The organism is Blautia sp. KLE_1732_HM_1032 (genome assembly GCF_025147905.1).
In the GTDB taxonomy this organism is placed as follows: domain Bacteria; phylum Bacillota; class Clostridia; order Lachnospirales; family Lachnospiraceae; genus Blautia_A; species Blautia_A fusiformis.
In genome coordinates this window covers 508,232-535,202 of record NZ_CP102266.1, presented here as the reverse complement: position 1 = coordinate 535,202, position 26,971 = coordinate 508,232, and the positions used below count along the sequence as shown (strand labels likewise).

Genomic DNA, 26,971 nt, shown 5'->3' with positions numbered 1-26,971 from the left:
TTCATTGATATTTTCCACACACCTTCATTCTTACCATTTCTTTCATAACTTCCTCTATCTGCTTTGCCTTATCATGGGATTCAATCAAGAATCCCATTTCAATATTTCCTTGCATTCCGTGATATGAAAGATTAGCTGACGACACCAGTGATTTCTTTACATCTGATACAATAAGTTTCGCATGCAATGCTGCCATCTTGTCATCTTCTTGCTTTTGATATTCATATATCTGTAAGAATCTCGAACGATATGACATCAGCCTGTCAAGTGCTTCTTTCTGCTTTTCTATATCATTTACATATATACGAACATATACTCCTTGCTGGCTTTTTTTAATAATAACATCGAGCATTTCGGCAAAATAATCTGAGATTGAATAACCAGTTATAGTAAGACTCTTTTCCGTATTCTCTATCATATTACGCATTGTATCTTTGGTTCTTAATGTTTTCACACGGAATGAATCTGGTGCAGTAAGAACAAGTTCTGCGTGTTCAATTTTCTTTGACGAATACATCTTCATACAAAGGCTGATTATATCTGTTATCTCTTGTTCAGAACAATTAGTAAAATGATTTCTAAGTTCTTCAATCACAAGACGAAACTGTGCATTCTCTCTATTAACAGAATAATTTTCAAGTGCATCTACAATCAGACCTGCGATATATTCGATTTTTACACTTGTATTCCACATAAATCTCTCACCAATTCTCTGAAATATCCCATTTCCTCATGCTCCGGTACCGGTACAACTAATGCTCTATCAAGTAGGCGGTTACCATTTTCACATGCAGTTTCTGATATCATAGTACAAGAATGACAGGCAGCCCCATTTAATCTCTCACTCGTCGGATTCTTCATAAAGCATTCTGGGTCTGTTGTACATGTTAAACCATTCTCCAATGCCCCTTTTAAAAGTGGCAAAAACTTATTCATTTCGCCAAGTTCAACAAGTCCACCTAGTGAACCTTCCTTATCCGCCGCACCTGTGTAAATTAAAATTCCACACATATTTTCACTACTATAAATACGTTCATGTAATGCAGATGATGAATATCCTGACTGCATAGACATTTCCTTAATCAACATATGTGAAAGTGTATGTAACAACACATACTCTGCATTTCTTGGTTTAAAATTCTCCCATCCTTTTTTCTGACAATATGCTGCATAACATTCCTCATATTTATCAGAACGAGATTTCACAGTCTCTATCTGCATCCACTGGTTTATTTTTTTTTCCTTATTTAATTCAATAAATACACCTTCACCATTGATTTCGACTGCCGGAAGCCATTTTTCTCCCGAAGAGCACTTCAATTTTACGATATGTGACTGCTCATCCACTTCTGGTTCTGGTGCTTCCAATCTTGTAAAACCTGTCAAAACTCGTACTTCACGTAATCTATGTATTTTAATAATCCTAGAAATATACTCTTTTAAACTTTCACTCAAAGCAACTTCTTCTGCTTTGAAGTACTTAACATCATGTTGATACTCGACATCCTCATGATGCGTAATAGCTGCATACTCCATTTCTTTAAGTTCAGTAAACTCTTTGATATTTTGGCTTAATCTATCATAGGCCGCTTTAAAGTCTTCATAAGAATATTTATCTCCAAAATACTTCTGATAAGCAAATGAAAGACCTGCCTCTTCTCCCATAGCCTCTACCAATGTTTCAATAGTTGCTCTTTGTGCACCCATGATATCATTAATAGGATTTGTCCAAGGTGGAATTGATATTGCATTTCTTGTGACTGTAAAATACACATTAGATGCACCACGCTGGCTAGGTATTACACTCTTCTTACAAATTTTCGCCTTTGCTCCTGGTCTATGCGGATGGTTTCCTGAACAGCATAGACCAGCAAATTTTTCCTTCTGCATTGCTCCAGACATAACTCTCCTTGCACCGCAATTACACTCAACACGGAGTTCTGCAAGTGATGAAGTATTGCCCATTGATTTTAGGTACATATCTTCTTTACAACTTGTTTCTCCATGATGTACCCACCATCTCCAAGGGAAATCGTCCATATGCCCATCTTCGCATACTGTTATAAATCTCGAAGGGTATGCTGGAAATCCACACTTAGGGCATTTCACTTCACCTTGATTCTTTTTGTACTGGTCCATATCAAAATAATCTCTCATATCAAATAAAAATTTACATGTTCCCTTTGAACACACATGGTAGTATGGAAATGACACAACTGGAATATCCTCTTTTCCACCTGTCTTTGGCATAAAGAATCGTCGAACATTCATATAACTAGCCAATCTTGCATCTCTAATTTCTTTACCAATATTGTTAGTATCCCAGTACTCTATATCTAAAACTGTCAATGAATCATTTACAGCATCCATTATCGAGCCTGGTCCATATGTAGTTATTAACTGATTCGGACGAATCTCGCCCAATTTTTTATAAAAATTCATCAGACACCCTCCCAATAAAAAACTGTTGATGATTGCTCAACATCACGCATAGAATTTAGTGTTGGTTTTTCTTTGTCTCCATAATATTCGCCATAGTATGTAAGCAGCCTCTTCTTATCATCAGCTACTGCTGGAACAAAATAATATAGCTTTTCGTCTTTTGCAATGTTCTTCCAAGTATTGATAAACTCATCCATTTCTTTCTCTGTATCTACATAAGACGATGGTGCAGTTATCTTGACTCGCTCAAGAATTTTGTCTTTTATATCTTTGATTTGTTCATCAGAAATATCATTAATGTTTGATGCTCCACCATTATCAGCCATCGTCTCTACCTGTAATCTTAGTAAAGAAACTACCAATGCATGTAATACTCTGTCTCTAGCTCTAGCCGCAAATGGCGTTGCTGTAGTTCCTTCTACATATCTATACATCTGTGAGTGGAAACCAACAAAATTCTCATAATTAGACAAATCCCTTGGTCTGTAAGGATTATAAACAGTAAAAATAATTCCAGGATGCTGTCGACCCACACGGCTTGTTGCCTGAATATATTCAGAGTTCTGCTTTGGCTGACCTACAACTGACATAAGTCCTAAACGGTCAACATCCATACCTACCGCTATCATATTAGTTGCAATAACAACATCATAACAGCCTTGCTTCTCCTTGTTTTTATCATAAGAAATTGCTAACTTTTCAAGAATCTGCGCAATATCCCATGAAGGTATGCGAGATGTAATTTCCTTCTTTCCCTCAAAACTGAGATACCTCTGTTCTGAGCTATTATATTTATTCTTTACAACACGAATACGGCTTGCTATATCGTCGTCAAGAAGGCGCACTGCACCACCCAATTCTCGAATACTATTAAAGTACCCAATCAATGGTAAGCGCAAAATAATTCGACGGATTGTGTTGCCCTAAAAATCATTCCATAATAATCATTAGAAAATGCAAGCATTTCACTTTATCTTCTCTTGCCAGAAATGATAGATGCGAGCATTTTACTCTATCCGATTTATGGAGGTGTGCTCATGAGAAGCAAAAGAATACCTGCCGAAGAACAATACCGTCTCATCATGGAATGCCGTCAAAGTGGATTGACCGATCATCAATGGTGTGTGGAACACGACATCAAACCGGGGACTTTTTACAACTGGGTAAAAAGGCTGCGTCAGAAAGGTTGTGTGGATTTGCCAGCGTCAACCGGACGCAGCTATCGTGCACCGGAAAGCCAGGAAGTTGTCAGAATGGATTTTCATGATACTGACCCGCTCCCATATGAACAGCCATTCAATGTGATTCCGGTAGCTACGGAAAGAAATAACCTTTCCGTAGCAGAGCCAATGAAGCTGTCTGTAGGAAGCTTCCATCTAACAATACCAAATGGAACAGATCCTCAGCTTCTGGCTCAAACGCTCCGCATTGTGAAGGAGTTGGAATGTTAGGGGATATCACAGCCGCCGATGAAATCTATATCGTAACAGGCAGAACGGATATGCGGAAATCCATTGACGGGCTGTGTGCTATTGTAGAGGATCAACTCCATATGGATCCAAGGCGAAGTGCCCTGTATCTTTTCTGTGGAAAACGTTGTGACAGGATCAAAGCTTTGCTCTGGGAGTCTGACGGATTTGTGCTGCTGTATAAACGCATGGAAGTCCAGGGCAGGTTCCGCTGGCCCAGAAATCAGCTGGAAGTAAAGCAACTGACCTGGCAGCAATTCGACTGGCTCATGTCCGGGCTTGAAATCGAACAGCCAAAGGCATTCAAACCTACGGAATGATCGCGTAAAACATCTATGCCAACCAACAGAAAGGGAGGGGGTTCTCACCCTATATCATGTCTGAAATCCCTTGTAAATACTGGGTTTTCTGCTTCTTTTTCATTGCTTTTTATGGTATAATAAGAGCAGTGAAAAAGGAGCAGAAAACATATGGCCGGTAATTCAAAAGATTCAAAAATCCTCGCGTACAAGGACCTGATCAACCAACTGAATAAGACGATTTCCACACAGACAGAACTGATCCAGTCTTTACAAAAAACATTGGAAGCAGACCGTCTGGAAAAAGAAAACCTTCGTCAGCAGATTGAATATCTCACGAAGAAGCTTTTTGGTACTTCCAGTGAAAAACGGAAAGATATCGATGGTCAGCTGAATCTTTTTGATGAAGCCGAGCAGGAAGCAGATCCGACATGGAAACAGGAACTTCCTGATGACATCACTGTTCCGGAACATAAGCGAAAAGCACGACGGACACATGCAGATCTCTTTAAAAATGTTCCTTCCTGCGACGAGATCATTTCTCTTCCGGAGGAGGAGCGGAACTGTCCAACCTGCGGAACACAGATGGAATGTATTGGGAAAGAATTCGTCCGCCATGAATTCCGGTTTACCCCTGCCAAAGGGAAAGTAGTAAATATCTATCGTGAAACCTATAAATGCCCGGAATGTGCCATATCAGAGGAACACCCGGATGATCAGACATTTGTCAAAGCGCCTGTCCAGGAACCATTGATCCCAGAAAGTTATGCATCGGAATCCGTTGTAGGATGGGCAATGCACCAGAAGTACCAGAATGGCCTGCCATTAAACCGGCAGGAATCGGAATGGAAGCAGCTGGGTGTCCCATTAAGCCGGGCTACGCTTGCTAACTGGATCATTTACTGTGCCGAGAATTACCTCTGTCATGTTTATGATTATTTTCACCGTCAGTTACGGATGCGTAAATATCTGATGGCAGATGAAACCCGGGTTCAGGTACTGAATGAGCCGGAGCGCAATCCTGAAACAGGTTCCTGGATGTGGCTCTTCCGCAGTGGAGAAGATGGGCTTTCGCCGATCCTGCTCTATCATTACACAGAGACAAGGGCAAAGTTCCATGCAGCATCTTTCTTGCAGGGGTTCAGCGGATATCTGGAGACTGATGGATACCAGGGTTATAACAATCTGCCGGATATCAAACGCTGCTCTTGCTGGGCACATGTGAGACGTTACTTCACAGATGCCATACCGAAAGGGAAAGAGTATGATTACAGCCTTCCGGCAGTGCAGGGAGTACAGTTCTGCTCCAAGCTGTTTGATTGTGAGCGGTACTCAAAAGCAAAAAATCATACTGCGGAGCAGAGAAAACAGTTCCGTCTTGAAAAGGAGAAGCCGATACTGGAGGCATTCTGGAATTGGCTGGATCAACAGCGTCCAAATAAGGGAACCCGTTTGGCGAAAGCGGTGAACTATGCCCAAAATCGGAAAGACACCCTGATGACCTATCTGGAAGACGGTCATTGCAGTTTATCCAATAATCTTAGCGAGAATGCAATCAGACCATTCACTGTTGGCCGGAAAAACTGGCTGTTCAGTGCCAGTCCGAAGGGAGCTGCCTCTAGCGCTATTGTGTATACAATGGTTGAGATGGCAAAAGCGAATGACCTGAATACCTACAAATATCTGACATACCTCTTATCACAGCGGCCAGACGCTAAAATGTCAGATGAACAGCTGGAACAGCTTGCCCCATGGAGCGAGACTGCGAAAGCGAACTGTCAAAACTAAACATAGAGTAAAACGCTTGCATCTATCATTTTGGTGCAAGCGTGATTCATGGGCAGCGTAGCAATATTTTGCGCTTACTTTGGATCTACTAAATATCAACCTCTGGCAGAAAAATATCCGGCTACTTTCTAGTAACCGGAACACTTTGACAATTCACATATAAACTGCTATTGATTTGAACTTGTTGTGTGGCACTATGGCACAACGTATGTGGTAGATATTCAGCGAAAAGAATAATTCCACAGCTCTTCTATGATTATAGTTATCCGTTATATGACACCGGAGTGTATTGATTTTCTCTTTCAATTTTTTTCCAAAATCAGATAGATGATCTTCCTGCAGATGTATCATGCACGCATAAGTTAGTCGATTCTGCTATACTGTATAGCTAATACTAATAAAAAAATATCGTTGTACATAGTAAATTCGATAAAACACTATATTTATAAAATTTTTTTCTTCGAAAAATATGTTCACTTATTTTGCATAATTAATACAAATAATTATTTAGTTGTATTAATACCAGAATTTACTACCAGATAACTATATTACACTGATTCCCCCATCTAACCTATTTTGAATATTTTTGTAACCACTTTCGCTCATAGGCAATGATACATTATTTAGGAGAAATACCTGCCCTTTTGTAATTTTCGTAATAAAAAGAGTATTAACTAATATCGATTTATGAATTCTAAGAAAGGTAAATTTCGACTTATTCAATTCGGCTTCAATATCATCAAGTTTTTTACCATATATTTGCTTTACACCAAATGTTGTATTGATAAAAATGGTTTTCTTATCACTTTCATAATACAAAATATCCTTCAACGATATTTTAAAAAAAGCTCTATTGAATTTATATTCAAAAAATACTGATGTTGTAATTAACTTTTTATAAGCAGCAAGTACATCTTTTTCAAACTCTTCCTGACTAAATGGTTTCCTCAAAATCAAAAAAGGCTGAATTTCTAAGCAAATTTTTATATCGTCTATTTGTTTTATTAAAAAAATTATAATTGTCTTTTCATTTGTAGTCCTTATCTTTTTTATAAATTCAATATTCATACTTTTTTTATTTTTGTATCTAATCCTATAATATCATAATAACCATTTTCCTCGTCAATTGCCCTTTCAACTTCTTCAATTCCCACAAAAACATCTATATCAAAATCAATATAATACTTTTTACCTAATATACTAATATGTTGATCTAGCCAGCCAGAAATATTGTTATTCATTGACAAAATTGCAAATTTAATCATTTTCTTATCCTCATAAAGCGAAAATGAAGAAGAAACTTTATCCTATGTTGTTATTTTTTCTATTTTTTAATTTCTTCATTTGCGCAATCAAACCTCTTATTAACTCTTTATCATATTCATCCAATGTTTCAAATGCATCAAAAAACTCCTGGTATTTCGAAATACATTGATTTAACATAACACTTTGCTCGGTTGTCCATTTACTATCTGAAAGCCCCAATACATAATCTGTAGAAACATTATAATACTGAGAAATTTTGTAAAGCAAATCAATTTGTAATGTTGTAATATCTGTTTCACATCTACTCAATGTTTGTTGAGAGATTCCTAATTCAGAACTAACCACTTCTTGTGTCAAGTTACGAGTTTTCCTTAAAAGTTGTAAACGATTTCCCATGTTATATACCTCACTATTATTCAATATGTATATCGTAACTTTTTTTCTTTTCCAAATTACTCACATTATTGGTATGTGTTCACTCATATAGTGGGTATAATTATAGGTATAATAATAGCAACGTCTCCCAACGTTGCTATCTGCTACTTATTTGACTTTATATGCCTTACCATCTTCCAGTTTTACAATTTGATCTGCACGTTCAGCTAAAATACTACTATGTGTTACAACTATTACACATTTCCCCATTTCATGTGCACTTTTATATAATAAATTAATAATCTCTGTTTCCGTTTTTTTATCCAAATTACCTGTAGGTTCGTCCGCCAATAAAATTTCTGCATCACTAGCTAACGCTCTTGCGATAGCTACTCTTTGTTGTTGTCCACCAGAAAGCTGAGTAACAAATCTTTTAAACTCGTCAGGTATAATCCCTACTGCTTCAAGTAACTTATGGGCATCAGTTTTACCGCCTAAACAAACATTTTCTTCTGCAGTTAAATAATCAATCAAATTATAATTCTGGAAAACCAGAGATATATGCCGCTTTCTGTGCAAATTTAATGTATGCTTATTAACTTCTTCTCCTGAATAAACAATTTTTCCGCTAGTAGGTAAATCAAGTCCTGCCAATAATGAAAGTAAGGTTGTTTTACCAGCTCCACTTGCACCCAAGATTGCATACATTTGTTTCTTATCAAAAGAAAGATTAATATTGTCCAGAATATATTTATCTTTATTGTTATATTTGTAATAAATGTTTTTTAACTCTAATATCATATCAATCACCTCGCATATAATATATCTTTAGGCTTCTTCTTCATTATAGAAAAACTCATTAATATAATTGCACCAATAATTATTATGAAAATTTGCAGAAAATTTTCTGCATACATTATAGGTGTCACTTGCACATCCACAGCCCCCAGTTTCTCACTTATCTCATCTGAATTGGTTGGTCCCTCAATTTGTTCTGATAGTACTTGATTACTTTCTCTATTCTGATTATTTTGCTCCATTACAATATAGTTACTCATATTCTCTGCAACAATAGGTGATATAAAGATTGATATAAAAAAAGCAATACAAGCAATTAAAATTGCCTCTGTTAAAAACTGTCCTATAATTTCAAGTCTACTTTTTCCTAACGAAATAAGAATACCAATTTCTTTCTGTCGTTGCTTAACCCAGAATAAAAAATTCAAAAATACTATTATCACTCCTGACGCCGTACAAATTATGAATAATATATTTCCTATTTCAGAAATATTACCAAAGTTTTCGCTAAGTTGTTCAACGGCACCACTATCATCAATTAAATCATATCTCTTCCAATTTATATTTATTTTTTTTATATTCTCTTTTACCTGATTATAGTCATGACCTGATTTGGTATAAAAAGTTGCATATTGATATAGTGGGTCTCCTGGCGTTTGAGTAACCTTTTCCGGAAAATCCAAATCGGTGAAAATTATATTTTCCCCCCGATATGTATCGCCTGGCATTAAAGCATCTATTGACTTTGCATTTAGATATATTCCAATAATCTCCGCTGTATATACATTTGAGTTTTCTCTATCCTTATAATCGTTAAATTCTAGTTTATCACCAATACTCAAATTATTCATTTGAGCAATCTCATCAGATATAACACAGACATTTAAATCCTTTTCATTTCCCCAGCGACCTTCTTTCAACTCCAGATTTCCTTTTAACACATCCTTATCTTTTTCCATATTCAGATTTCCTCTTAAAGTTACAGCTTGCGGGTCATTATATTGGTCAGCTTCACTATCTTCTATCCTTTTAAAATTATATGGATTTACAGCAAAAGTCGCAGTAGTAATATTATAAGATTGAATCCCCTCTGCTTCAGCTATTCGTTGAACGTCCTCCATTAATACAGATCCAAACTGATTATCAGGCATTGTAGACAAAGTTGCTCCATTTGGTAATTTGGTTACAGGTATGTCCATTAAACGTTGTCTATAGTCAGTAAGATTCAACTCTATTCTAAAACTTTTTTGTGAAGCAGCCTGAGCTGAATTTTGAATAATAATTTGTGCATTTTTTGTTGAACCTATTGCAAACTCAAAACAAGCAATAACAACAATTATAATTAAAAACAATAATGTTTTGATTTTCTTTCTCCATACGGAAAGAATGGCTCGTTGTATAAGCCCCATGAATTTAATCCTCCATTTCTGCTAGAATTTCTCTTGGTTTTTTTAAAAATAAACTTAGTGTAGCAATTAATATAGCAACAAGAATAATCCCGGTTCCAAAAGCAAAAACCTGACATGCAACTTTAAAATTTATCGTTGTATCTAAATTTATTCTTGAAACCTGTGCGTCATTAAAAATATTCATTATTAGATTTGCAATTTTACCACTTAAAAATAAACCTACAATCACTGATATGAATAATAGAATTTCTGATTCTGTAAATACTTGAAAAAATATGTTTCTTTTTGTATATCCCAAACTCAAAAAAACACCGATTTCTTTTTTTCTATCACGAATCCAAATACAGTAAAGCAAAGTAATTACAGCAAAAGTAATAAGAGTAATACCCCATAAAACTAAATTACTGATTCGTTCAAGCTGTTGCAACTGCATTTGTACTTTTTGATACATACTATCGGATATACTGACTTCAGCATTTTCCCCAAAGTAATCCATCATCTGTTGTTCTACATCTTTAATTTTTTCTGGTTCTGCAAGATATAGAACGATTTTACTATATACGTCTTTATTATTTAGTTCATGAACAATATCTTGACTGACAAATATAATGTTTTCTATTCTATAAAAAGAAATCATGGTATCCGGCTGTTTATCCTGAACACTTGATTCATATATACCGCAAATGGTTCCTTCAACAATTTTACCGGCATTTTCAAAAACTAATTTATCTCCTATACCTAAGGAATTTTCTTCTGCTAATTTCTGATTAACCACAATCTCATTTTTACTTTTGCTGCTTATCAATTCACCTTTCATCAGTTTCATTTCTAACTCTGCAAATCTACTATCTTTTGACAAGTCATCATATCCATACAATGTAACCATTTTTTCTCTTGAATTATCCTCTATCTTGCCTTTAAAGTTATTAAAATTATTTGGATAAGCATATTGCAGACTAATTTTATTGATACTTGTCACTTCACTATTCTGTTCTACATAATAAACATCTTCTGCAGAAATATCACAATTATTTTTCTTCTCTATGACTATTTTAGATTGCGTATCCTGCTTAATCTCATTTTGCAAAGAACTAGTATTCTTTCTAATTGTCAACATAGTAATATTTAAAATATTAACTACTATTAATACCAAAATTAAAATACATGTACGACTCTTCTTACGAACAATGTACTTAAATGCTCTATTCAAAAAAAACACGATTAATCACTTCCTATTATTTTACTGTTGTTCTCAAAATGACAATTTGATCCGCAATAATACTATTATTATTCCCAGTTTCTCCAAATACATATATAAATGTATTCTTTTTTATATCCTCTAAAGTTGCTTTTTCATATGCATCATTTTCATAATATTTAACAAAAACTGTGACATCCGAATCATAAATTATTTGTTGTTCCTCTTTCTGTTTTTGTTCCTCTCCTACCGGAGCAGCATACTCGTCATCATTTTCTATTCCCTTTTGCAATATACAGCCATTCTCTATCAATTGGCTCACGTTCCCATAAACTAAGGCATCTTCGATATCTATCTGTAAATCAGAATTATCGTTAACATCTGTACCCTCCGTTTTAGCATTTTGTGACGGAATTTGATCACCGTTAACTTTATTCTGATTATAATCCGCTTGATTTTGAGCATACTCGCTACTCATTTTGTTATTTGTGAATTCTTCTTTTTTTTCACAAGCAACTAAGGAAAAACATATACACAATATAGCAAACAACGCTTTCTTTCTACACATTATGCTACCTCCATTTTTTTACATTTAGTTCTATTGTAATAACAGTATCATTTTAGTATATATTTTTTATATGTTTTACTTATTTTTTTTTTATTTTTATGCTGTCATCTCCAAAAAACTTTCATCTAAATAACTCAAAATCTTTTTTTTTTCCCCTAGAGCGTGTTTGAAAATTAAAAGTTGCACAAAACATATGTTTTTATAACCTTTTTCATGTTAAAATAAAGAAAAAGGGGTGTTTATTATGTTGCGGCGATATGAATTAACCGATGATGAATGGAATCGTATTGTTGACTTACTTCCTCCTGAAAATACTGGGAAGCAGGGGCGTCCACGCAAAAATAACCGTACTATCCTTAATGGGATTATGTGGATTGCCCGCAGTGGTGCACCCTGGCGTGACTTACCAGAACGCTATGGTCCCTGGGAAACCGTTTACAGCCGCTTTCGAAAATGGATTGACGACGGAATTCTCGATAATCTCTTCCGACTTTTAAGCATGGAGGCTGAACTCGAGGAATTGTCTCTGGACGCTTCCATCGTACAGGCGCACCAGCATAGTGCAGGTGCAAAAAAAGGGGGCCTCCCAATGAAATCGGACACAGCAGGGGAGGTGCCAGCACAAAAATCCATGCGGTCGTAGATGCCTATGGCTATCCTTTGTATGTCATGCTCAGCGAAGGACAGCGCAATGATATCAATTATGCGATTCCGGTGTTAGAACATATTGATATAGAGGGAAGTAATGCACTAGCGGACCGTGGGTATGATAGTTACCAGCTTCTGGACTATATCTATGAACGTGGAGGTGAGCCTACAATTCCCTCCAGAAAGGGTGCTAAATTCGAACGACATTGTGATTGGTGGCTCTATAAAGAAAGACACTTGGTTGAAAAATATTTTCTCAAGCTCAAGGGCTTTCGCCGAATAGCCACGCGTTATGACAAACTGGCTGCTACCTATCTGGGATTCATATGCATTGCGTCTATTCTAATTTGGTTAAAATAAACAAAATCAAATGTTTTTCAAACACGCTCTAGTAGTCTTGATGAAAAATTTATTTCCTGTTCCTTCAAACAATTTGCATTTTTCAAATATACAGATTGATACCTAAAGACCGTCGCATCCTGATAATATTCATTACTGAAAATCATAAACATTCTATCTCTCAAATTTTGTCTATCACAATTCTCGAATTGGCTTATAGATGTATAGGATTTATAGAAAAAATAAAAATGTCCATACTGAAAAATGAAACATCACTATCAGACAATGATTTAAAAATTACTAAAAAAAATGCCGCTACAGGTTTTTATAATCGCCCGTAACAGCATTTTTCTTTATTCCGCCTTTTCTTCTTCATTCCCAGATTTTAAATACTTCATGACCTCTTCCACTGTTTTTCCAGAAGCAAGTAAGGCGCTAAAGATTTCATCTTTCTGTTTATCTTCAATCTTCTTCCTAAGTTCTTTTGCTTTCAATCGTAGGTCTTTTAATTCTGCCTCTGTTGTTTTAATCTCCTGTTCTGTCTTCATAAGCATTTCTTCAAGAGAAAGATTTTCTACTTTTTTACGTCTTGGCATACTGTTTCCTCCCATGCTGATATTTTCTTCATTCTACCATTATTGTTCCAAAAATACCAGTCTTTTTATAAATAGCTCCTATCTCCCTCTTCGCTGCTGTTTCTGGCTTTTGGCATATTCCATCTTTTTATTGTATTCGTCCATAATTGCACTTTCCAGATCTGCCTTAAATTCTGCATTGACAGCATGGGCAATGTCCTCCCGTTCTCCTTTTGCAGAATTTTTCTGGGGCATACCCACAAAGGTTTTTCCATTCCACGCCTGGATCACATGAAGCTGCTGAATTGCAAGCACGTCCTGCAGGCGAATGGCTACATCTGCCTTAAAGGTATTACTTCCCTGTACCGGATTTACACTCAGATTGTAATACAGCTCTTCCTCTCCCCAACTGCCCTTACAGTCTATTTTAGTTTCCGTCATATTTTCATAGGCTTCCCTTACCGTATCCAGCACTTCCTTTTGAAATTCCTTATCGGTAAACCGATAAAAAGGAACATACTCCCCTGTTTCGTAATCCCTGTAACGGGGCATATCCAGATACAGATTTCCTTTCGAGGACTCTTTAATCGCAAGGCTTTTCACACAAAAGTCCTCATCAAAAGTAATGGTAGCAAACCCTCTCAGGTTATTGATCTTTCCTTCTTCCTGTTTCAATTCCGGTTTATATACTCTGATATTATATTCCATATTGTGATCTCCTTTTCTACTTTTCGTTACCGGACCGCTGTCTGGCATGGAAGGTTTCTGGTTTCCTCCTGTACTTCCACACACTCCTCCTGGTCCTTGATTTCCAGTTCTGCATCAATCTCCATCTGCCGGGTAATATTCTCTTTTAAAAGCTCCTCATACGGGAAGGGCTTTTCATATTCCTGTTTTGCATTTTTCATCTCATTTTCACAGGTCTGAATTTCTTTTTGAACGTCCTCCACTGCTTTATCAAGGGCATTCAAGCGGTTTTCTATACGGACCATGTTGCCGGAGTCACTGCTTTTTAACTCCACACTATATTCCTTCTCTCCCTGAAGGAACAATACCGGCCCCATCATATCCTTTTGGACAAATACCTGAAATCCCTTATACATACCGACTTCGTGCCTGGTAAAAGCTGTCACACCTTCTATAATCCCACGCAGGACTTCCCCTGCTTCTTTATGCTTCTCATAGACTTTTCCCTGCAGAGTGATTGCAAACTCCGGCTGTACTTCCATAGCCTGGTTCCTGCGCTCCAAATCCTTTTGAAGCGATTGCAGTTCTTTCTCCAGACTTTGTATCCTTTTCGGGTACTGGAACGTAACCGCATCCTGCAAGGCAAACCGTTTCCCTTCATGTGCAGTTTTCAGGATTCTCAGACGTGCCACTTCATTATCTACTTGTATTTTTTCCATAATCAGGGGATTTTCGGAAGCTACCGCTTTAATCTCTGCAAAGTTTAATACGGTTTCATCTATATCCTCACAGATCCTTGCCAGTTCCCGGCTGGTAAATACCTGGCTGATAAACCGCTGTTTTGTTTCTACAATGCCCCATAAATAAGCATCAAAAGAACCCTTTGTTACATAGCGATAAATATTGACTTCCTCATTTTCATTCCCCTGGCGGATAATACGCCCTTCCCGCTGTTCAATATCAGTCGGTCATTTTTTGCGGACAGTTCAATACATGCCCTTCGGTTCCTCTCCCTACTCCTGCGTTTGCTCTCGTTTGATTTCTCCCTCTGTATCCTCTTAGCACAAGCGGGACAATACTTTGATATTCCAGAGCTGGGGACGTATTCAACACCGCACACCGTACAATTTTTAGGCTTTAACGCCGTCCACCGCTTTGTGGGTGTGATATGTAATTCACCGACAAAGCCGATGAATTTATAGTAAATCTTGATTTCCTGCCTTACTGTCCCGTCCGCAAGTTTCTCACGTTCCGAAACAAGTATCTTGTCTATGAGTGCGTTTATGATGGTTGCGTCCAACTCTTTCAGCCCCTGATAGTTGCGGATTAGGGATAGAAAGTCCCTCACGCCCTGCGATTTCTCATAGCTGTCATTGAGCGTTTCCGTTACCTCTTTCAGCCGTGCTTCAATTTCAAGCTGCTCTTTCTGGTATTTCCCCGACATCATCTCAAAATTCCGCTCCGTGATACGCTCCATTACCTTGTCCTCATAGAGAGAGGAAAACAGCCTGTCAAGCTCCGCAAGGCGTTTGTTCAGCTTCTTCTTTTCTTTCTCTAATGATTTCGCCCTGCTCTGGTCTGTTTCCGTGAGCCGCCTTTCTATGGCTCTGACCGCCTTTTCATCATTGACCGCCATATCCGCAAAGCGGTTGATGTCGGCAAGGACGGCATTGAATAAGTCCCTCGCTTCAATGCTGTGTGCGGTACACATAACATTGCCATATCTGCCATAATTATTGCAGGTGTATTGTACGCAGTCGATGATGTCGGGGCGTTTCCTCCTGTTGGCACTCGCCGCCCGCATCGCATAGCCGCAGTCCGCACACTTGATAACGCCCGAAAAGATATTCTCAAATCCCCCTGCGTTCTGCTCCCGCCTGCGGCTCGTCATAAGCTGCTGTACGGTGTCAAATTCCTCCTGCGTGACTATCCCCTCATGGGTGTCTGGTATCACTTCCCATTCTTCGGGCAGCTTAGAGGGGCGTTTCTTGCTTTTCATGTTGGCTGCAATCCGCTTGTAGCCTGCAAGGTTGCCCGCATATATCGGGCTTCTTAAAATGCCCCTCACGCTGTTCTCGCTCCAAATATAACGGTTTTCCTCGTTATCCTCAAAGTACCGCTCATAGCCTGTTGCCCCTTGCTCCACCGCATAAGCGGCAGGGCGTAGGATATGCTGTTTGTTGATGTGCTTGCGGATTTTGGCGATGCCGTTGCCCGCTAACGCAAGGTCGAATATCTCCCTTACCACATGGGCAACTTTGTCATCTATCAGCAGATGGTTGTGGTCGGCAGGGTCTTTGACATAGCCATAAGGGGCTGTTGTTCCCATGAATTTCCCCTGCTGAAACCTCGCACGGTACGCCGATTTTATCTTGACTGACACATCGGCAGAATACATTTCGTTTAGGATGTTGCGGAAAGGCGTGATGTCCATAGCGGATTTGTTTAAGGTGTCCACGCCGTCATTGACCGCTATATACCTCACGTTATGCTCTGGGAAAAAGACTTCCAGATATAACCCACAATCAAGATAGTTCCTCCCCAGACGGGATAAATCTTTTGTAATCACGCAGTTTATCAGCCCGTTTTCAATGTCCTTAATCATATTCTGGAAACTTGGTCTTTGGAAATTTGTTCCAGAGTAGCCATCGTCAACATACGTTTTTGCTAAATGCCATCCCTGCCTTTTCACATAATCCGTGAGGATGGATTTTTGTGTCGCAATGCTCGCACTCTCGTTATCCGTGCCATCGTCCTTTGATAAGCGGCAGTAAATGCCGACTTCATAAATCTTGTTCTCCGTTCTTATTCCTGCCATACTGTAAAACCTCCATATCTGTCCTAACGTTTTCATGTTCCATTGCGTACATTCTAAGCGGACAGCCCCTCATTGTCGAAGGTGTCGCCCTCGGCAATCTTCTTCCGAATATCCTCGGAGATAATCGGGACAAACGCTTCTGCAACGGTCTGTGTGCCGATATATTCTCGACTGATAATCATTTGTACTTGCCCTTTTGGCACAATACGCTTTCTTCTTCCAGTTGTTTTCCTATCCTCGCCCATACTTAAATCTTCCTTTCCAGACAGGGCAGGAGAACGTCTGGAAACGCCCCGCCCTGTCAATCAGATACCATCAATCCCCGCTGTTTACTTCTTTCTGTAATGCTTCAAGGAGTGCCGCTGCTTCATCAGCGTTCAACGTGATACCCTTTCCGCACTTCTCACGGTTCGGGGAAAAGCTGCGGATGTCATATTTCGGCTCTCTCCCGTTCCATGAAATAAGATTGATTTCCTTTGTGTAGCCGCTGTCACTCGCAGACAATACGGCGATTTCCTTTACAATCTCATACTGGATTTCTTTCATTCCTTACCTCATTCTCCTTAAAATTCTGTCTTTCTTCTGTTCCAAATTCCTGCATTTACTTCCCGAAAAAAGAAGGTTAGCGGCTGTCCCTGCTCCGTTTTCTCTGCAACTCACGTTCCAGAAGTCGGATGATGGTTTCCTCCATCTGCTTCGGCGTTGTGTCCTTCGGAAAGTATTTTTTCAGTTTGCTTGTGTTGATTTTCAAGGTTTCTTTCTGGTTTCCCTTTTCCTCCGTCATAATGGAAAATATCATATCCATGTCAAGCTGCCCGCTCTGGCTCATGCTTTTCATCCGCTGTGCCTGTGAGAGTGAGGGCGTTGCTTCTTCGCTCTCCATCGTGGCAAAGAGATTTTCCTGCTCGTCTTTCTTCAAAAAGGACAGTTCCACCGCAGGTGTGAGGGCGATTTTCCCCTCGTCCACCATCTGCAAAATCGGCGGTATCAGTTCCGTCAGGCGGATAAAACGCTGGACGGTCATCCTGCCCACGCCGAAGCCCTGTGCCACTTTGTCGTCCGTCCGCAACTTCGTCACAACTTGTGACGAGGTTAAGTCTGTGCGGAAACCCTGCCGCTTCATGGCTTCGGATTTCATCCTGTAGGCAAACGCCCGCTCCGATGGCAGGATATTTTCACGCTGTAAATTACTGTCTACAAGGGTGATGATGGCTCGGTCACGGTCTAAGGGCAGGACAAATGCAGGCACGGTATTTATACCTGCAAGTTCGGACGCACGGACACGCCGCTGCCCCGCAATCACTTCATAACCGTTCCCGTCCTCTTTCGGGCGTGTGATTATCGGCGTGACAATGCCAAATTCCTTGATGCTTTCCGCTAACTCTGACAGCGTTTCATCCTCCACAACATGAAACGGATTGTCGGGAAACGGGTATAAATCTTTGGTCTTTAACACCTTAAAATCCTGTTTCTTCATTCACTTTTTACCTTTCTCTTGATTTGTTTCTGCCTGTTCTCTGTAATTCTTCCAACACTTCTGGCGGTATCTTTGAGAGCAGCCGCCCCATCTGCTCGTTGGTTCTCTGCAATTCAAATATCCTCTGGTTGGCTTTCTGCACCTTTAATTCCTGCTCGTACTTTTCATCACGCATACGCCCTGCATAGTCGGCTTCCTGCCCGATTTGCTCCTTTAAGCTGTCGATATACGCCTGCTGTCTGCCGATTTCCTTAGAGAATTTCTCCACTTCGGGCAGCCATGCGGCAACCAGTTCCAGAGCCTTGTCACGCTTTTTCCCTGCGTTAAAGGCGTTGATGTCGGACAGGGCAGACACGATTTCCCCATACTGCTTATCAAGCCTGCCGCCCAACTTATAGAGCCATGTGGGGACGTGTTTCCGCTTGGTTTCCATCGAAGATTGACCTCTCTCAAGCTGATTCCAACGTGAGGACATCCGCTCATGGTAGGCGGTCTGCCACTCCGACAGGCTCTTTTGATTGCCTAAAATTGTTTTGGCGGACAGCTTATTGTCTGGTGTAATCGGCACAAAGCAGAGGTGCATATGGGGCGTTCTCTCGTCCATGTGGACGACTGCGGAGAGGATATTCTGCTCCCCGACACGCTCCGAAATGAAATCCAGAGCCATCGTAAAATACGCTTTCTGTTCTTCGGGCGGTAACTGGTTCATAAATTCTGGTGAAGCCGTGATGAGCGTTTCCACCATCATCACGCTGTCTTTCCTTGTCCTGCACCCTGCTTCGGCTACCTTTCGGTTAATCTCTTTCTTATAGGTGTACTTTGGCGGTGCGACAAGATGATAGTTATTTTTAGAGCGTTCCATGTCGATATCTGGGTTGCTTTTGTAGGCTTCTTTCTTCCGCTCGTTGTGGCGTTCGCAAGCCGCAACGCCGCCCGCTTTGCGTTTCTGGAAACGCAGGATTGCATAGGGCATAATCCATCATCTTCCTTTCTTCGGCGGGTAACTGCCCTTTGGGTGACAGCGGTGACGGTGGTGACGGCAGTTTTGGGATGCCCCCTGCCGATTGCCGTAACTGTCACCCTTATCCCCTGCATGACGGTCATGACGATGGTGACGGTGTTTTTGGGATACTCCCTCGCAAGAGCTGTAACCGTCATGCCGCCGTTCTTTTATCCGAAGCCGCAAGGCGTAGGATAGCAGGGCGTAAGACCTGCCATAAGGGAGTCCAGAGGGAACGTCTGGCACACGGCTCTTTGCAGGGCAAAGTGTAGTGTGTTACACCCTGTAAACGCAGTCGGAAAAATCGGAGAGATTTTTCTGACCGCAGGGGTGATTTTACACGCCCGAAAAGGGCGGGTGAATCCCACGCCTGCATTTTGCGTTTGCGGGGTGTTCTCCCGTAGGGATGACAGCGGCAGGGTATCCTAAAATCACTGTCACTGCCGTCACCGCTGTCACCCGCAGGGCAGAGCCGCCAACTTTACATGGCTTTAAGCGTCAATGACAGTAACAGGGGGTATCCCAATATCGCTGTCACCGCCGTCACCGCTGTCACCCGCCCTCCTTGCAAGGGCAATCTGCCTGCCGTCTTTCCTGCGGCTGTACTGGTAGCAGATACGGTTCTCGCTTAAAAATGTGGTGTGATATTCATTCAGCCATTTCGTAATCACCGTGGGTATGGTTTCCGTTTCCCCCATAGCGGCTAACAGCTCCGTTGCCGTGCCTGCCCATTCTTCCTTATCCCTCATAAAATCCACCAACCGAAAAAGGACATCTGGTATCGTTTCTTTCGCAAGCTGCTCCTGCGTTTTCCTCTCCACAAGTTCCCAACTGCAATCACGGAAACGGAGCGTGTATTCCTGATAGGGCGTGTCCCTGCCCGTTACATACAGCTTGGCGGTGTCAGATGCCCGTTTCTCCTTTTCCAGAACAAAGGTAGCGTCCGCACTCCCCGTTAAGCCTGTCGTCCCAGACACCTTGTTGAACACATCGCTGTCATTCTGCTTTCGGATGTGGTGTACGACAATGACCGCCAGAGAGTGCCTGTCGGCAAAATCTTTGATTAGGGAGATGTCCCCATAGTCGCTTGCATAGGCGTTGTCTTTTGAAGCTGTACGGACTTTCTGCAAGGTATCAATGACAATGAGCCTGCTGTCTGGATAGTCTTTCAGATAATCCTCAAGCTGCACGATAAGACCGTCTGACAGCTTGCAGCTTGCCACGGCAAAATGAAGCCGCCCGCTCGCTTCGTCCGTCAAACGGAACAGCCTGTCCTGTATGCGGCAGAACGTGTCCTCAAGGCAGAGGTAAAGCACATCGCCCTCCATTGTCGTCATGTCCCATAAGGGGATTCCCTGCGACACGCATAAGCACAGCTTCAGCATGAGCCAGCTCTTGCCTATCTTCTGTGAGCCGCAGAACAGCGACAAGCCTGTGGGGATAAGGCTGTCCACCACAAAGGACGGCTTCTCAAGCGGCTCATAAAGGAGCGTTTCGGCGTTGACTGTCTGTAACTTCTGCATGGGTTTCCTCCTTTCGGGCAGTTATCTTGTTTTTGTTGCACATAGGCGTTGACCTCCTTAAAAATAGATTTACTCCCACGAAAAAAGTGAGAGTATGTAATACCGCCAATCCCACACAAATAAAAAACAGATTTCTTTTTCGGGCGGTGTCGGTCATGGTTGGAGATATTTCCTCATTTCCGCTTTTACTTTCTTCTTTGCAACAGCAACGGATTTCTGTATTGCAGAAGCGGTGCAATGCTCCATAGCGGCGATTTGGTAAAAATTGAACTCATACTCGTAGTAGAGCAGGAAACGTCGCCTTTGTATCTCTGGCAGTCTGTCAACCGCCTTACAGAGCAGTTCCGCCCGTTCTGCTTCAATCATTTGTTCCTCAATGCTCTTAGGCAGCTTTAACGCCCGCCTGTTCAGCGTTTCGTCCCATACTTCCGAAAACTCCCTGTGCCGCTCGTCCCATTGGAGAAGATTCCTGTTCCTGCGTTCCATCTGCCGAAATTCAAAGAATAACTGCTCGGATACTTCCAGTTCGTGGTGTTCCCCCTGCCCGTCCTTAAAACTGATAAAATACCTTATACCGCTTTCCGTGGATTCCTCCCGAAGCGTGTACGCCTTAGCTTTATATGCCATCCCGTTTTCCTCCTGCCAAAAATAAGCGGGGAGATTCCACTCCCCACCCAGTAGCCCGCAGAATAATGGGATGTATTAGACGCTTACAAAATTTTCCGAAGCTTCTTCCGCAGATGGTCTAACCTCGCATAGATGGCACCAGTCGTCAAATGCACAAGTGGGGCAATCTCCTTTGTGGAATACCCCTGCATTTTCAGCAGGACGATTTTCAAGGTACGCCCGTCCACCGTGACTAATACTTGATAGAGATTTTCGCTCTCAATCTCGTCCAGTAACTCCGCAACTGTATTCACCTCCGCTTGCCGCTCCCTGTCTGCCATGTCCTCAAGGTATTCCGCAACGTCATTCGTCCATCGGTAAAACCGCCTGTTGGAATTGAAGTCTGCCCTGTCCGCTATGCGTATCTGCTCAATGGTCACTTCATCAACGCCGCACTCACGCAGCAGCTTTTCCTCCGCTTCTTTCCAGATACGCCATTTCCTGTCCTCCCGTCCGTGGTTGTATGCCATTCTTTCTTCCTCCAATCAGAATTGATTGAGAGGGCAGAGAAAAGCCCCCTCATTTTCCCAAAGGAAAAAACAAGGGGGCTGAACGCCTTAAATTTTAATTTTCTATTATCTTTCTTAGTTTTCTTAGGATTCTGGCTTTGCGTTTGTTCACAACGCTCTGGGTTATGCCTAACCTCGCCCCGACTTCACGCTCGGAAAGTCCGTCAAAAAAGATTGCCTGTATCAACTCCTGCTCACTATCCGACAACAAAGGCAGGGCGGCTTTCAGCCTGTCCACCATAACAGCATTGACAACGGTTTCCGCAATGTCCGCCGCTTCATCAGCGATAAAGTCCAGAGGATTCCCCTCGCTGTCCGTAAATCCGTCCAGAGATAGCAGGCTGTTCCTCGCATCTAATTTTTGCAGGTAACGCCACCGCTCCCTGTCACGGTAGAAGTCCGCATATTGCTCCCTTACGACTTCAAGCAGACAACCTTGGACGGGGATAAACAGCTTGTCCATATATCCCTTGTCGGCTTGCCTGCGGCGGCAGAAATCCGTATAGGACAGTTCCACATAGCCGCCGCTTTCTTTGATATATACTTTTCTTGGTGCGTATTTCACCGCTAATACCTCCAATCTGAATTTTTGAAATGTAAAAATCCAGATGGAGAGGCGGGGAGCGGCAACGCACACCAGAAACAGCCCTGCGGCACTTTCCAACAAAAAACGACAAAAGAAAAACCGCAAAGGCTCTGTGACCTTCACGGTTATGGGAAATACAAATTCTGTTGTATGGAGATTGTACTTCCACTTTCAAGGTGAGAAGTACCGCTGCACTGGCAGAAATTTTTTTAACTGGTTTCCTGCCATTCTCTGATATGCTATGTATTGATAAATTTTACTTCGTATGAGCAGATGAATAACCGCCCGAAAAAAGAACATAAAAAAATCCCTCCAAATTTAAAAACAAATTCAGAGGGTAATTTAGGGTATAACAAAATAACCCACCCGAATATGGTATGCTACCCTCATATAGGACAATGAAATATAAAAGTCCTATATGGGGGTATTTTCATGTTCAGAAAGAGTAAGATAGAACCAGTAGAAAAAGTAAAAATAGTCGAACGCTACCTTGCAGGAGAAATTGGCATACAGCAAGCAGGAAAAGAATTGGGAGTTGACCGTCATAGTATTCGAAATTGGATTTCTATTTATCAGTATGATGGACCAACTGGATTACTCAATCAACCGAAAAACAAATCTTATTCAAAAGATTTAAAAATATCTGCTATAAATGATTATCTTAACGGAGAAGGATCTCTTCAGGATATTTGCACAAAATACGGAATTCGTTCACACAGACAGCTTTCCGATTGGATTAAGGTGTATAATTCTGGTGGAATATTAAAAACATCCACTGGAGGTGCTTACATGAAAAAGGCAAAGAACACTACACTTGATGAGAGATTAAAAATAGTAACAGATTGTCTTGCAAATGATAAGAATTATGGTGCAATGGCACTCAAATATGATTGTTCCTATCAACAAGTTCGCAATTGGGTAATACGATACGAAAAGATGGGTCAAGCGGGTCTGGAAGACAGACGTGGACGTCGTATAGCTTCTCTTCCAAGCAGAACACCTGAAGAAGAGCTACGTGACAAGATAGCTGAACTGGAAAGAAGAAATCTAGACTTACAAATGGAGAATGATCTGTTAAAAAAAGTCAGAGAACTGGAAAGGAGGGGTCGCTATCTTTAATCCATCGGTTAGCCGAATATGAAGCCATCCAAAAACTATCGTCTACTAAGCATTATCCCATAGATAGACTTTGTAAATATCTTAATGTTACACGTTCTGCGTATTACCGCTGGGGAAAATATCCGAAAAGTAATAATGAACTTCGAAACGAAAGACTATCCACTGAAATCCAAAGGATTCATCACCAGCATCCAGATATGGGATACCGAAGGATTCGTGATGAATTAGATGGACATAAAGGAATTCATGTGAATGATAAACGAGTACTTCGTATTTGTAGGAAATACGATATAAAATCAAATATTAAATGGAAACCTAAGAGTTGTACCAGAGGAGACAGAAATCCTGATCACATAGCAAAAAACTATTTACACCGTGAATTTCACGCCGAAAAACCGAATGAAAAGTGGCTTACAGATGTTTCTGAATTTAAATACTACAACGGAATAGAAGTTCATAAAGTTTATCTGAGTGCTATTTTAGATTTATATGATAGAAGGATTGTTTCCTTTAAAATCAGCGATCATAATGATAATCCATTAGTTATGGACACGTTTGATGAGGCTGTTCGTCAGGAGCCAGATGCACACCCATTAGTTCATTCTGATCGAGGCTTTCAATATACAAGCGCACAGTTTTATACTAGATTAAAAAAACATCATATGAAGCAGAGTATGTCTAGAGTTGCCCACTGTATTGACAATGGACCAATGGAAGGGTTTTGGGGAATTCTAAAACGAGAAATGTATTATAAACAGCGTTTTAATGACAGAAGCTCTTTGATTACTGCGATAGCTAATTACATAGATTACTACAACAACCAACGACTTCAAAGGAAACTGCATGTAATGACACCAATGAAATATCATGAGCAATATACAAAAGCAGCATAAAATATCGCCAGCCATAGCATGGCTGACGATACAAAAATTTATTATTTTTTATTGTCCTCTTGACGGGGAGCATACCAATATCGTTTTTTTTATTTGGTGAGTTTGTTCTTTCAAATACGAAACAAAAAGAGCCGATGATTCGTGAATTGTTCCACAATTTCATCGGCTCTGCGTCTTAAGCGTCTGGCTCTTTGATGACAGTTATCTTCAAGTTGTCAACTTTAATCAAGCTTTCTTGTCTGCATTTTGGACAATAAAGGGGATAATTCTCCAAAACAGTGTCCTTCCTAATTTTATTACGGGTTTTGCTCCCACAAACAGGACACAATATCCATTCGCATTTCATCATAATTAGTCTCTAATCCTTTCAAATCTCATTTTATATGACTTTTGCAAGCTGTTAAGCTAACTTGTGGAACATATGCCGAACCTTATCTATACGGCTATTCGGGCGGCGGGGTTGGCAAATAAATTTACCAATAGCTGGCTGGTATCCTTTTAACTCTGTCAAGCAGACTCCCTGCCCATTTGTGAAATAAGTTAAATCGTTCCTGTATTCTTGAATACATCTGGCAGGGATTTCTCCTTTCAGAATGACCTCGTCATTCTTTACCTGAGTACTTACAATATCTGCACAATACCTTGGGGCATCATGATACGCCCGTGAGAGATATTCCTGCGGTGCATAAATTTCAAAGTGGAGATATGGCTCTAATAGTTCTGTCCCTGCTTTTTTTAAAGCCTGCTCCAATACGATAGGGGAAAGCAGCCGAAAGTCTGCGGGGGTACTTACAGGACTATAATACAATCCATATTCAAAACAGATTTTACAGTCTGTCACTTTCCATCCATACAGCCCCTGCTCGCAGCCATAAAGAACCCCCTCCATAACCGCATTTTGGAACGATTGGTTTAAATATCCAAGTGAAACTCTGCTTTCATACTGCACTCCGCTTCCAATAGGGAGCGGCTCTATGGACAACCCGACAGAAGCCCAGAAAGGATTTGGCGGGACTTCTATGTGGATGGTATATTCTGCTTTTCTAAGCGGTCTTTCCATATATATAACAGTAGGCTCTTTTATTTCTGCCTCCACATGGTATTTTTCCTCAAGGATGGCACAAATGACTTCCATCTGCACATTCCCCAAAAAAGAAAGTATAATCTCATGCGTTGTAGTATCCACATAATATTTTAAAAGAGGGTCGCCATCTGAAATTTCTGTAAGTGCCCCAAGCAATATTTCCCGCTGTTCAGATTTCTTTACTGCAATCGTTGTTTGGAGCATAGGGAGAGGATTTTCAATAAATTTTCTCTGCGGCAACAGCATTTCGTTCCCCAAAATACTGTTTAGCTGCAAAACATCATTTGGTAAAATTACAATATCACCAGAGCAGGCTGTATCGGATGAATATAATTCACCGTTTGTCGGAACACACATCTCTGTGATTTTTATTTTCTCTTTTTCAGATATTTTAATAACATCCCTCAAATGCAATGTTCCGCTATATATACGCACATAAACAAAACGCCGCCTTTTCTCTGAATATTCAATCTTAAAAACCTGCCCGCATAGTTCAGATTGACCTTCAGGCGTTGATGAATAAAACTTACTGGCAATCACTTCTATAAGCTGCCGAATCCCCAGATTGTTTTTAGCACTTCCGTGATAAACGGGAAATAACGTTCCGTTTTGGAATCTCCTGTTTTCTTCCTGTTCCAGTTCTGACATTTTAAACGGTTTCCCTGACATATATTTCTCTAATAGTTCATCGTTTCCCATAATTACCGCATCCCACTGTTCCATATCGTCATTGTCCGTTACATTTATATGGGGATGCTGCCCAACCTTTTGCTTCACTATAATTTCCGAAGAAAGCTTTGCTTTCATTTCTTGATATACCATTGGCAAATCAATCCCCTCTTGGTCAATTTTATTGATGAAAAAAATTGTCGGAATCTTCATTGTCTGTAGTGCATGAAACAGTATACGGGTCTGTGCCTGTATGCCATCCTTTGCAGAAACTAATAATACTGCTCCGTCTAATACGGATAAAGAACGGTATACTTCCGCCAAAAAATCCATATGGCCTGGCGTATCTATAATGTTGACTTTTACATCCTCCCACTGAAAAGATGTCACTGCTGTCTGGATAGTGATTCCCCTTTGACGCTCCAAATTCATTGTATCTGTCCTTGTTGTGCCTTTATCTACGCTCCCTGGTTCTGCAATTGCACCACTGGTATACAATAAACTCTCCGTTAATGTTGTCTTTCCTGCGTCAACGTGAGCCAGAATGCCTAAGTTAATTATTTTCATGTGATTTTCCTCCTATCAACACCCAAAAAAGGGCATAAAAATACCCAGTGATAAATACTCCTATCACTGGGTAAATAACTCCAATAGCCCCAAAACACTTATATGTTTTCGGGCATATAAAATTACATGATAAAAGTATTCTTAAACTGGGTACAAAAAACTAAGCCCCATATTAAAAGTGAAACGGGACTGCTACTTT

29 protein-coding genes and 1 pseudogene are annotated in these 26,971 nt (G+C 40.5%); 6 read left to right on the top strand and 24 right to left on the bottom strand.

All coding sequences use genetic code 11. From position 1 onward, the window contains the following. Position 1 precedes the first annotated feature (1 nt). From NQ489_RS02690 to NQ489_RS02680, 3 genes are read right to left on the bottom strand one after another with little or no spacing between them, the layout of a single operon-like run. A complete protein-coding gene (locus tag NQ489_RS02690) occupies positions 2-694 on the bottom strand; it encodes a phospholipase D-like domain-containing protein (RefSeq protein ID WP_021652667.1) in 693 nt (230 codons plus the stop codon). Beyond that, a complete protein-coding gene (gene drmB, locus NQ489_RS02685) occupies positions 676-2,442 on the bottom strand; it encodes a DUF1998 domain-containing protein (protein ID WP_021652668.1) in 1,767 nt (588 codons plus the stop codon). The genes NQ489_RS02690 and drmB overlap by 19 nt, the downstream gene beginning before the upstream one ends. Beyond that, positions 2,442-3,299 carry a helicase-related protein gene (locus NQ489_RS02680; protein WP_227945580.1) on the bottom strand — a complete coding sequence of 286 codons (858 nt, stop codon included), beginning with the start codon at positions 3,297-3,299 and terminating at the stop codon, positions 2,442-2,444. The genes drmB and NQ489_RS02680 overlap by 1 nt, the downstream gene beginning before the upstream one ends. Positions 3,300-3,479: 180 nt before the next feature. Here NQ489_RS02680 and tnpA point away from each other — a divergent pair, with 180 nt between their 5' ends. The 3 genes from tnpA to NQ489_RS02665 all read left to right on the top strand — a co-directional run bounded on the left by tnpA (position 3,480) and on the right by NQ489_RS02665 (position 5,998). Then, a complete protein-coding gene (gene tnpA / locus NQ489_RS02675) occupies positions 3,480-3,893 on the top strand; it encodes an IS66 family insertion sequence element accessory protein TnpA (protein ID WP_198013380.1) in 414 nt (137 codons plus the stop codon). Then, positions 3,887-4,231, top strand: coding sequence for an IS66 family insertion sequence element accessory protein TnpB (gene tnpB, locus NQ489_RS02670; RefSeq protein WP_009246070.1), 345 nt, complete (start codon positions 3,887-3,889; stop codon positions 4,229-4,231). Before tnpA ends, tnpB begins: the two co-directional genes overlap by 7 nt. Positions 4,232-4,381: 150 nt before the next feature. Continuing rightward, positions 4,382-5,998: an IS66-like element ISRgn2 family transposase gene (locus tag NQ489_RS02665; RefSeq protein WP_259852640.1), complete on the top strand. Its 1,617-nt coding sequence runs from the start codon at positions 4,382-4,384 to the stop codon at positions 5,996-5,998. Between the two features lie 543 nt (positions 5,999-6,541). Here NQ489_RS02665 and NQ489_RS02660 read toward each other — a convergent pair. The 7 genes from NQ489_RS02660 to NQ489_RS02630 form a co-directional block, all read right to left on the bottom strand. After that, the gene (locus NQ489_RS02660; protein WP_259852639.1) at positions 6,542-7,066 is read right to left on the bottom strand and encodes a LytR/AlgR family response regulator transcription factor; all 525 of its coding nucleotides are present in this window, start codon (positions 7,064-7,066) and stop codon (positions 6,542-6,544) included. Beyond that, entirely contained in the window at positions 7,063-7,263 is a 201-nt protein-coding gene (locus NQ489_RS02655; protein WP_259852638.1) for a hypothetical protein, read from the bottom strand. The genes NQ489_RS02660 and NQ489_RS02655 overlap by 4 nt, the downstream gene beginning before the upstream one ends. A gap of 37 nt (positions 7,264-7,300) precedes the next feature. Further along, positions 7,301-7,660, bottom strand: coding sequence for a helix-turn-helix domain-containing protein (locus NQ489_RS02650; RefSeq protein ID WP_021650223.1), 360 nt, complete (start codon positions 7,658-7,660; stop codon positions 7,301-7,303). A gap of 147 nt (positions 7,661-7,807) precedes the next feature. Continuing rightward, positions 7,808-8,440: an ABC transporter ATP-binding protein gene (locus tag NQ489_RS02645; protein WP_044960497.1), complete on the bottom strand. Its 633-nt coding sequence runs from the start codon at positions 8,438-8,440 to the stop codon at positions 7,808-7,810. Between the two features lie 5 nt (positions 8,441-8,445). Continuing rightward, positions 8,446-9,846: an ABC transporter permease gene (locus NQ489_RS02640; RefSeq protein WP_021650221.1), complete on the bottom strand. Its 1,401-nt coding sequence runs from the start codon at positions 9,844-9,846 to the stop codon at positions 8,446-8,448. Between the two features lie 4 nt (positions 9,847-9,850). Continuing rightward, the gene (locus NQ489_RS02635) at positions 9,851-11,065 is read right to left on the bottom strand and encodes an ABC transporter permease (protein WP_044960494.1); all 1,215 of its coding nucleotides are present in this window, start codon (positions 11,063-11,065) and stop codon (positions 9,851-9,853) included. Between the two features lie 16 nt (positions 11,066-11,081). After that, on the bottom strand, positions 11,082-11,612 hold the full coding sequence (locus tag NQ489_RS02630) for a hypothetical protein (RefSeq protein WP_021650219.1): 531 nt from the start codon (positions 11,610-11,612) through the stop codon (positions 11,082-11,084). Positions 11,613-11,856: 244 nt separating this feature from the next. Between NQ489_RS02630 and NQ489_RS02625 the strand changes: the two are divergent. Next, positions 11,857-12,620, top strand: a pseudogene (locus NQ489_RS02625) (IS5 family transposase). Between the two features lie 332 nt (positions 12,621-12,952). Here the strand turns inward: NQ489_RS02625 and NQ489_RS02620 are convergent. The 12 genes from NQ489_RS02620 to NQ489_RS02565 form a co-directional block, all read right to left on the bottom strand. Next, positions 12,953-13,195: a flagellar export protein FliJ gene (locus NQ489_RS02620; protein ID WP_195191244.1), complete on the bottom strand. Its 243-nt coding sequence runs from the start codon at positions 13,193-13,195 to the stop codon at positions 12,953-12,955. A 78-nt stretch (positions 13,196-13,273) separates the two neighbouring features. After that, positions 13,274-13,882, bottom strand: coding sequence for a septation protein SpoVG family protein (locus NQ489_RS02615; RefSeq protein ID WP_227945579.1), 609 nt, complete (start codon positions 13,880-13,882; stop codon positions 13,274-13,276). A 26-nt stretch (positions 13,883-13,908) separates the two neighbouring features. Continuing rightward, on the bottom strand, positions 13,909-14,580 hold the full coding sequence (locus tag NQ489_RS02610; protein WP_227945578.1) for a hypothetical protein: 672 nt from the start codon (positions 14,578-14,580) through the stop codon (positions 13,909-13,911). A 167-nt stretch (positions 14,581-14,747) separates the two neighbouring features. Then, entirely contained in the window at positions 14,748-16,679 is a 1,932-nt protein-coding gene (locus NQ489_RS02605; protein ID WP_227945577.1) for a recombinase family protein, read from the bottom strand. Between the two features lie 53 nt (positions 16,680-16,732). After that, entirely contained in the window at positions 16,733-16,924 is a 192-nt protein-coding gene (locus tag NQ489_RS02600; protein WP_000503424.1) for a hypothetical protein, read from the bottom strand. 70 nt (positions 16,925-16,994) lie between these two features. Then, entirely contained in the window at positions 16,995-17,225 is a 231-nt protein-coding gene (locus tag NQ489_RS02595; protein WP_000659121.1) for a YdbC family protein, read from the bottom strand. Between the two features lie 76 nt (positions 17,226-17,301). Then, positions 17,302-18,156, bottom strand: coding sequence for a ParB/RepB/Spo0J family partition protein (locus NQ489_RS02590; protein ID WP_000743701.1), 855 nt, complete (start codon positions 18,154-18,156; stop codon positions 17,302-17,304). A 7-nt stretch (positions 18,157-18,163) separates the two neighbouring features. Next, positions 18,164-19,129, bottom strand: coding sequence for a MobV family relaxase (gene mobV, locus NQ489_RS02585; protein WP_001145977.1), 966 nt, complete (start codon positions 19,127-19,129; stop codon positions 18,164-18,166). A 518-nt stretch (positions 19,130-19,647) separates the two neighbouring features. Then, entirely contained in the window at positions 19,648-20,679 is a 1,032-nt protein-coding gene (locus tag NQ489_RS02580) for an AAA family ATPase (protein WP_001170965.1), read from the bottom strand. A gap of 153 nt (positions 20,680-20,832) precedes the next feature. Beyond that, entirely contained in the window at positions 20,833-21,306 is a 474-nt protein-coding gene (locus tag NQ489_RS02575; protein WP_000323521.1) for a sigma factor-like helix-turn-helix DNA-binding protein, read from the bottom strand. 83 nt (positions 21,307-21,389) lie between these two features. Next, positions 21,390-21,815 carry a sigma-70 family RNA polymerase sigma factor gene (locus NQ489_RS02570; RefSeq protein WP_000323896.1) on the bottom strand — a complete coding sequence of 142 codons (426 nt, stop codon included), beginning with the start codon at positions 21,813-21,815 and terminating at the stop codon, positions 21,390-21,392. Positions 21,816-21,909: 94 nt separating this feature from the next. After that, entirely contained in the window at positions 21,910-22,419 is a 510-nt protein-coding gene (locus NQ489_RS02565) for a sigma-70 family RNA polymerase sigma factor (RefSeq protein ID WP_000872511.1), read from the bottom strand. Positions 22,420-22,872: 453 nt separating this feature from the next. Here NQ489_RS02565 and NQ489_RS02560 point away from each other — a divergent pair, with 453 nt between their 5' ends. Both NQ489_RS02560 and NQ489_RS02555 read left to right on the top strand, forming a co-directional pair. After that, the gene (locus tag NQ489_RS02560) at positions 22,873-23,559 is read left to right on the top strand and encodes a helix-turn-helix domain-containing protein (protein ID WP_021651303.1); all 687 of its coding nucleotides are present in this window, start codon (positions 22,873-22,875) and stop codon (positions 23,557-23,559) included. Further along, a complete protein-coding gene (locus tag NQ489_RS02555) occupies positions 23,559-24,452 on the top strand; it encodes an IS3 family transposase (RefSeq protein ID WP_226851847.1) in 894 nt (297 codons plus the stop codon). Before NQ489_RS02560 ends, NQ489_RS02555 begins: the two co-directional genes overlap by 1 nt. Positions 24,453-24,627: 175 nt before the next feature. Here NQ489_RS02555 and NQ489_RS02550 read toward each other — a convergent pair whose 3' ends face one another. Together NQ489_RS02550 and tet(O) are read right to left on the bottom strand one after the other, a co-directional pair. Further along, positions 24,628-24,798, bottom strand: coding sequence for a cysteine-rich KTR domain-containing protein (locus NQ489_RS02550; RefSeq protein WP_223213393.1), 171 nt, complete (start codon positions 24,796-24,798; stop codon positions 24,628-24,630). A 54-nt stretch (positions 24,799-24,852) separates the two neighbouring features. Further along, a complete protein-coding gene (gene tet(O), locus NQ489_RS02545) occupies positions 24,853-26,772 on the bottom strand; it encodes a tetracycline resistance ribosomal protection protein Tet(O) (protein ID WP_000691759.1) in 1,920 nt (639 codons plus the stop codon). Between the last annotated feature and the right edge of the window lie 199 nt (positions 26,773-26,971).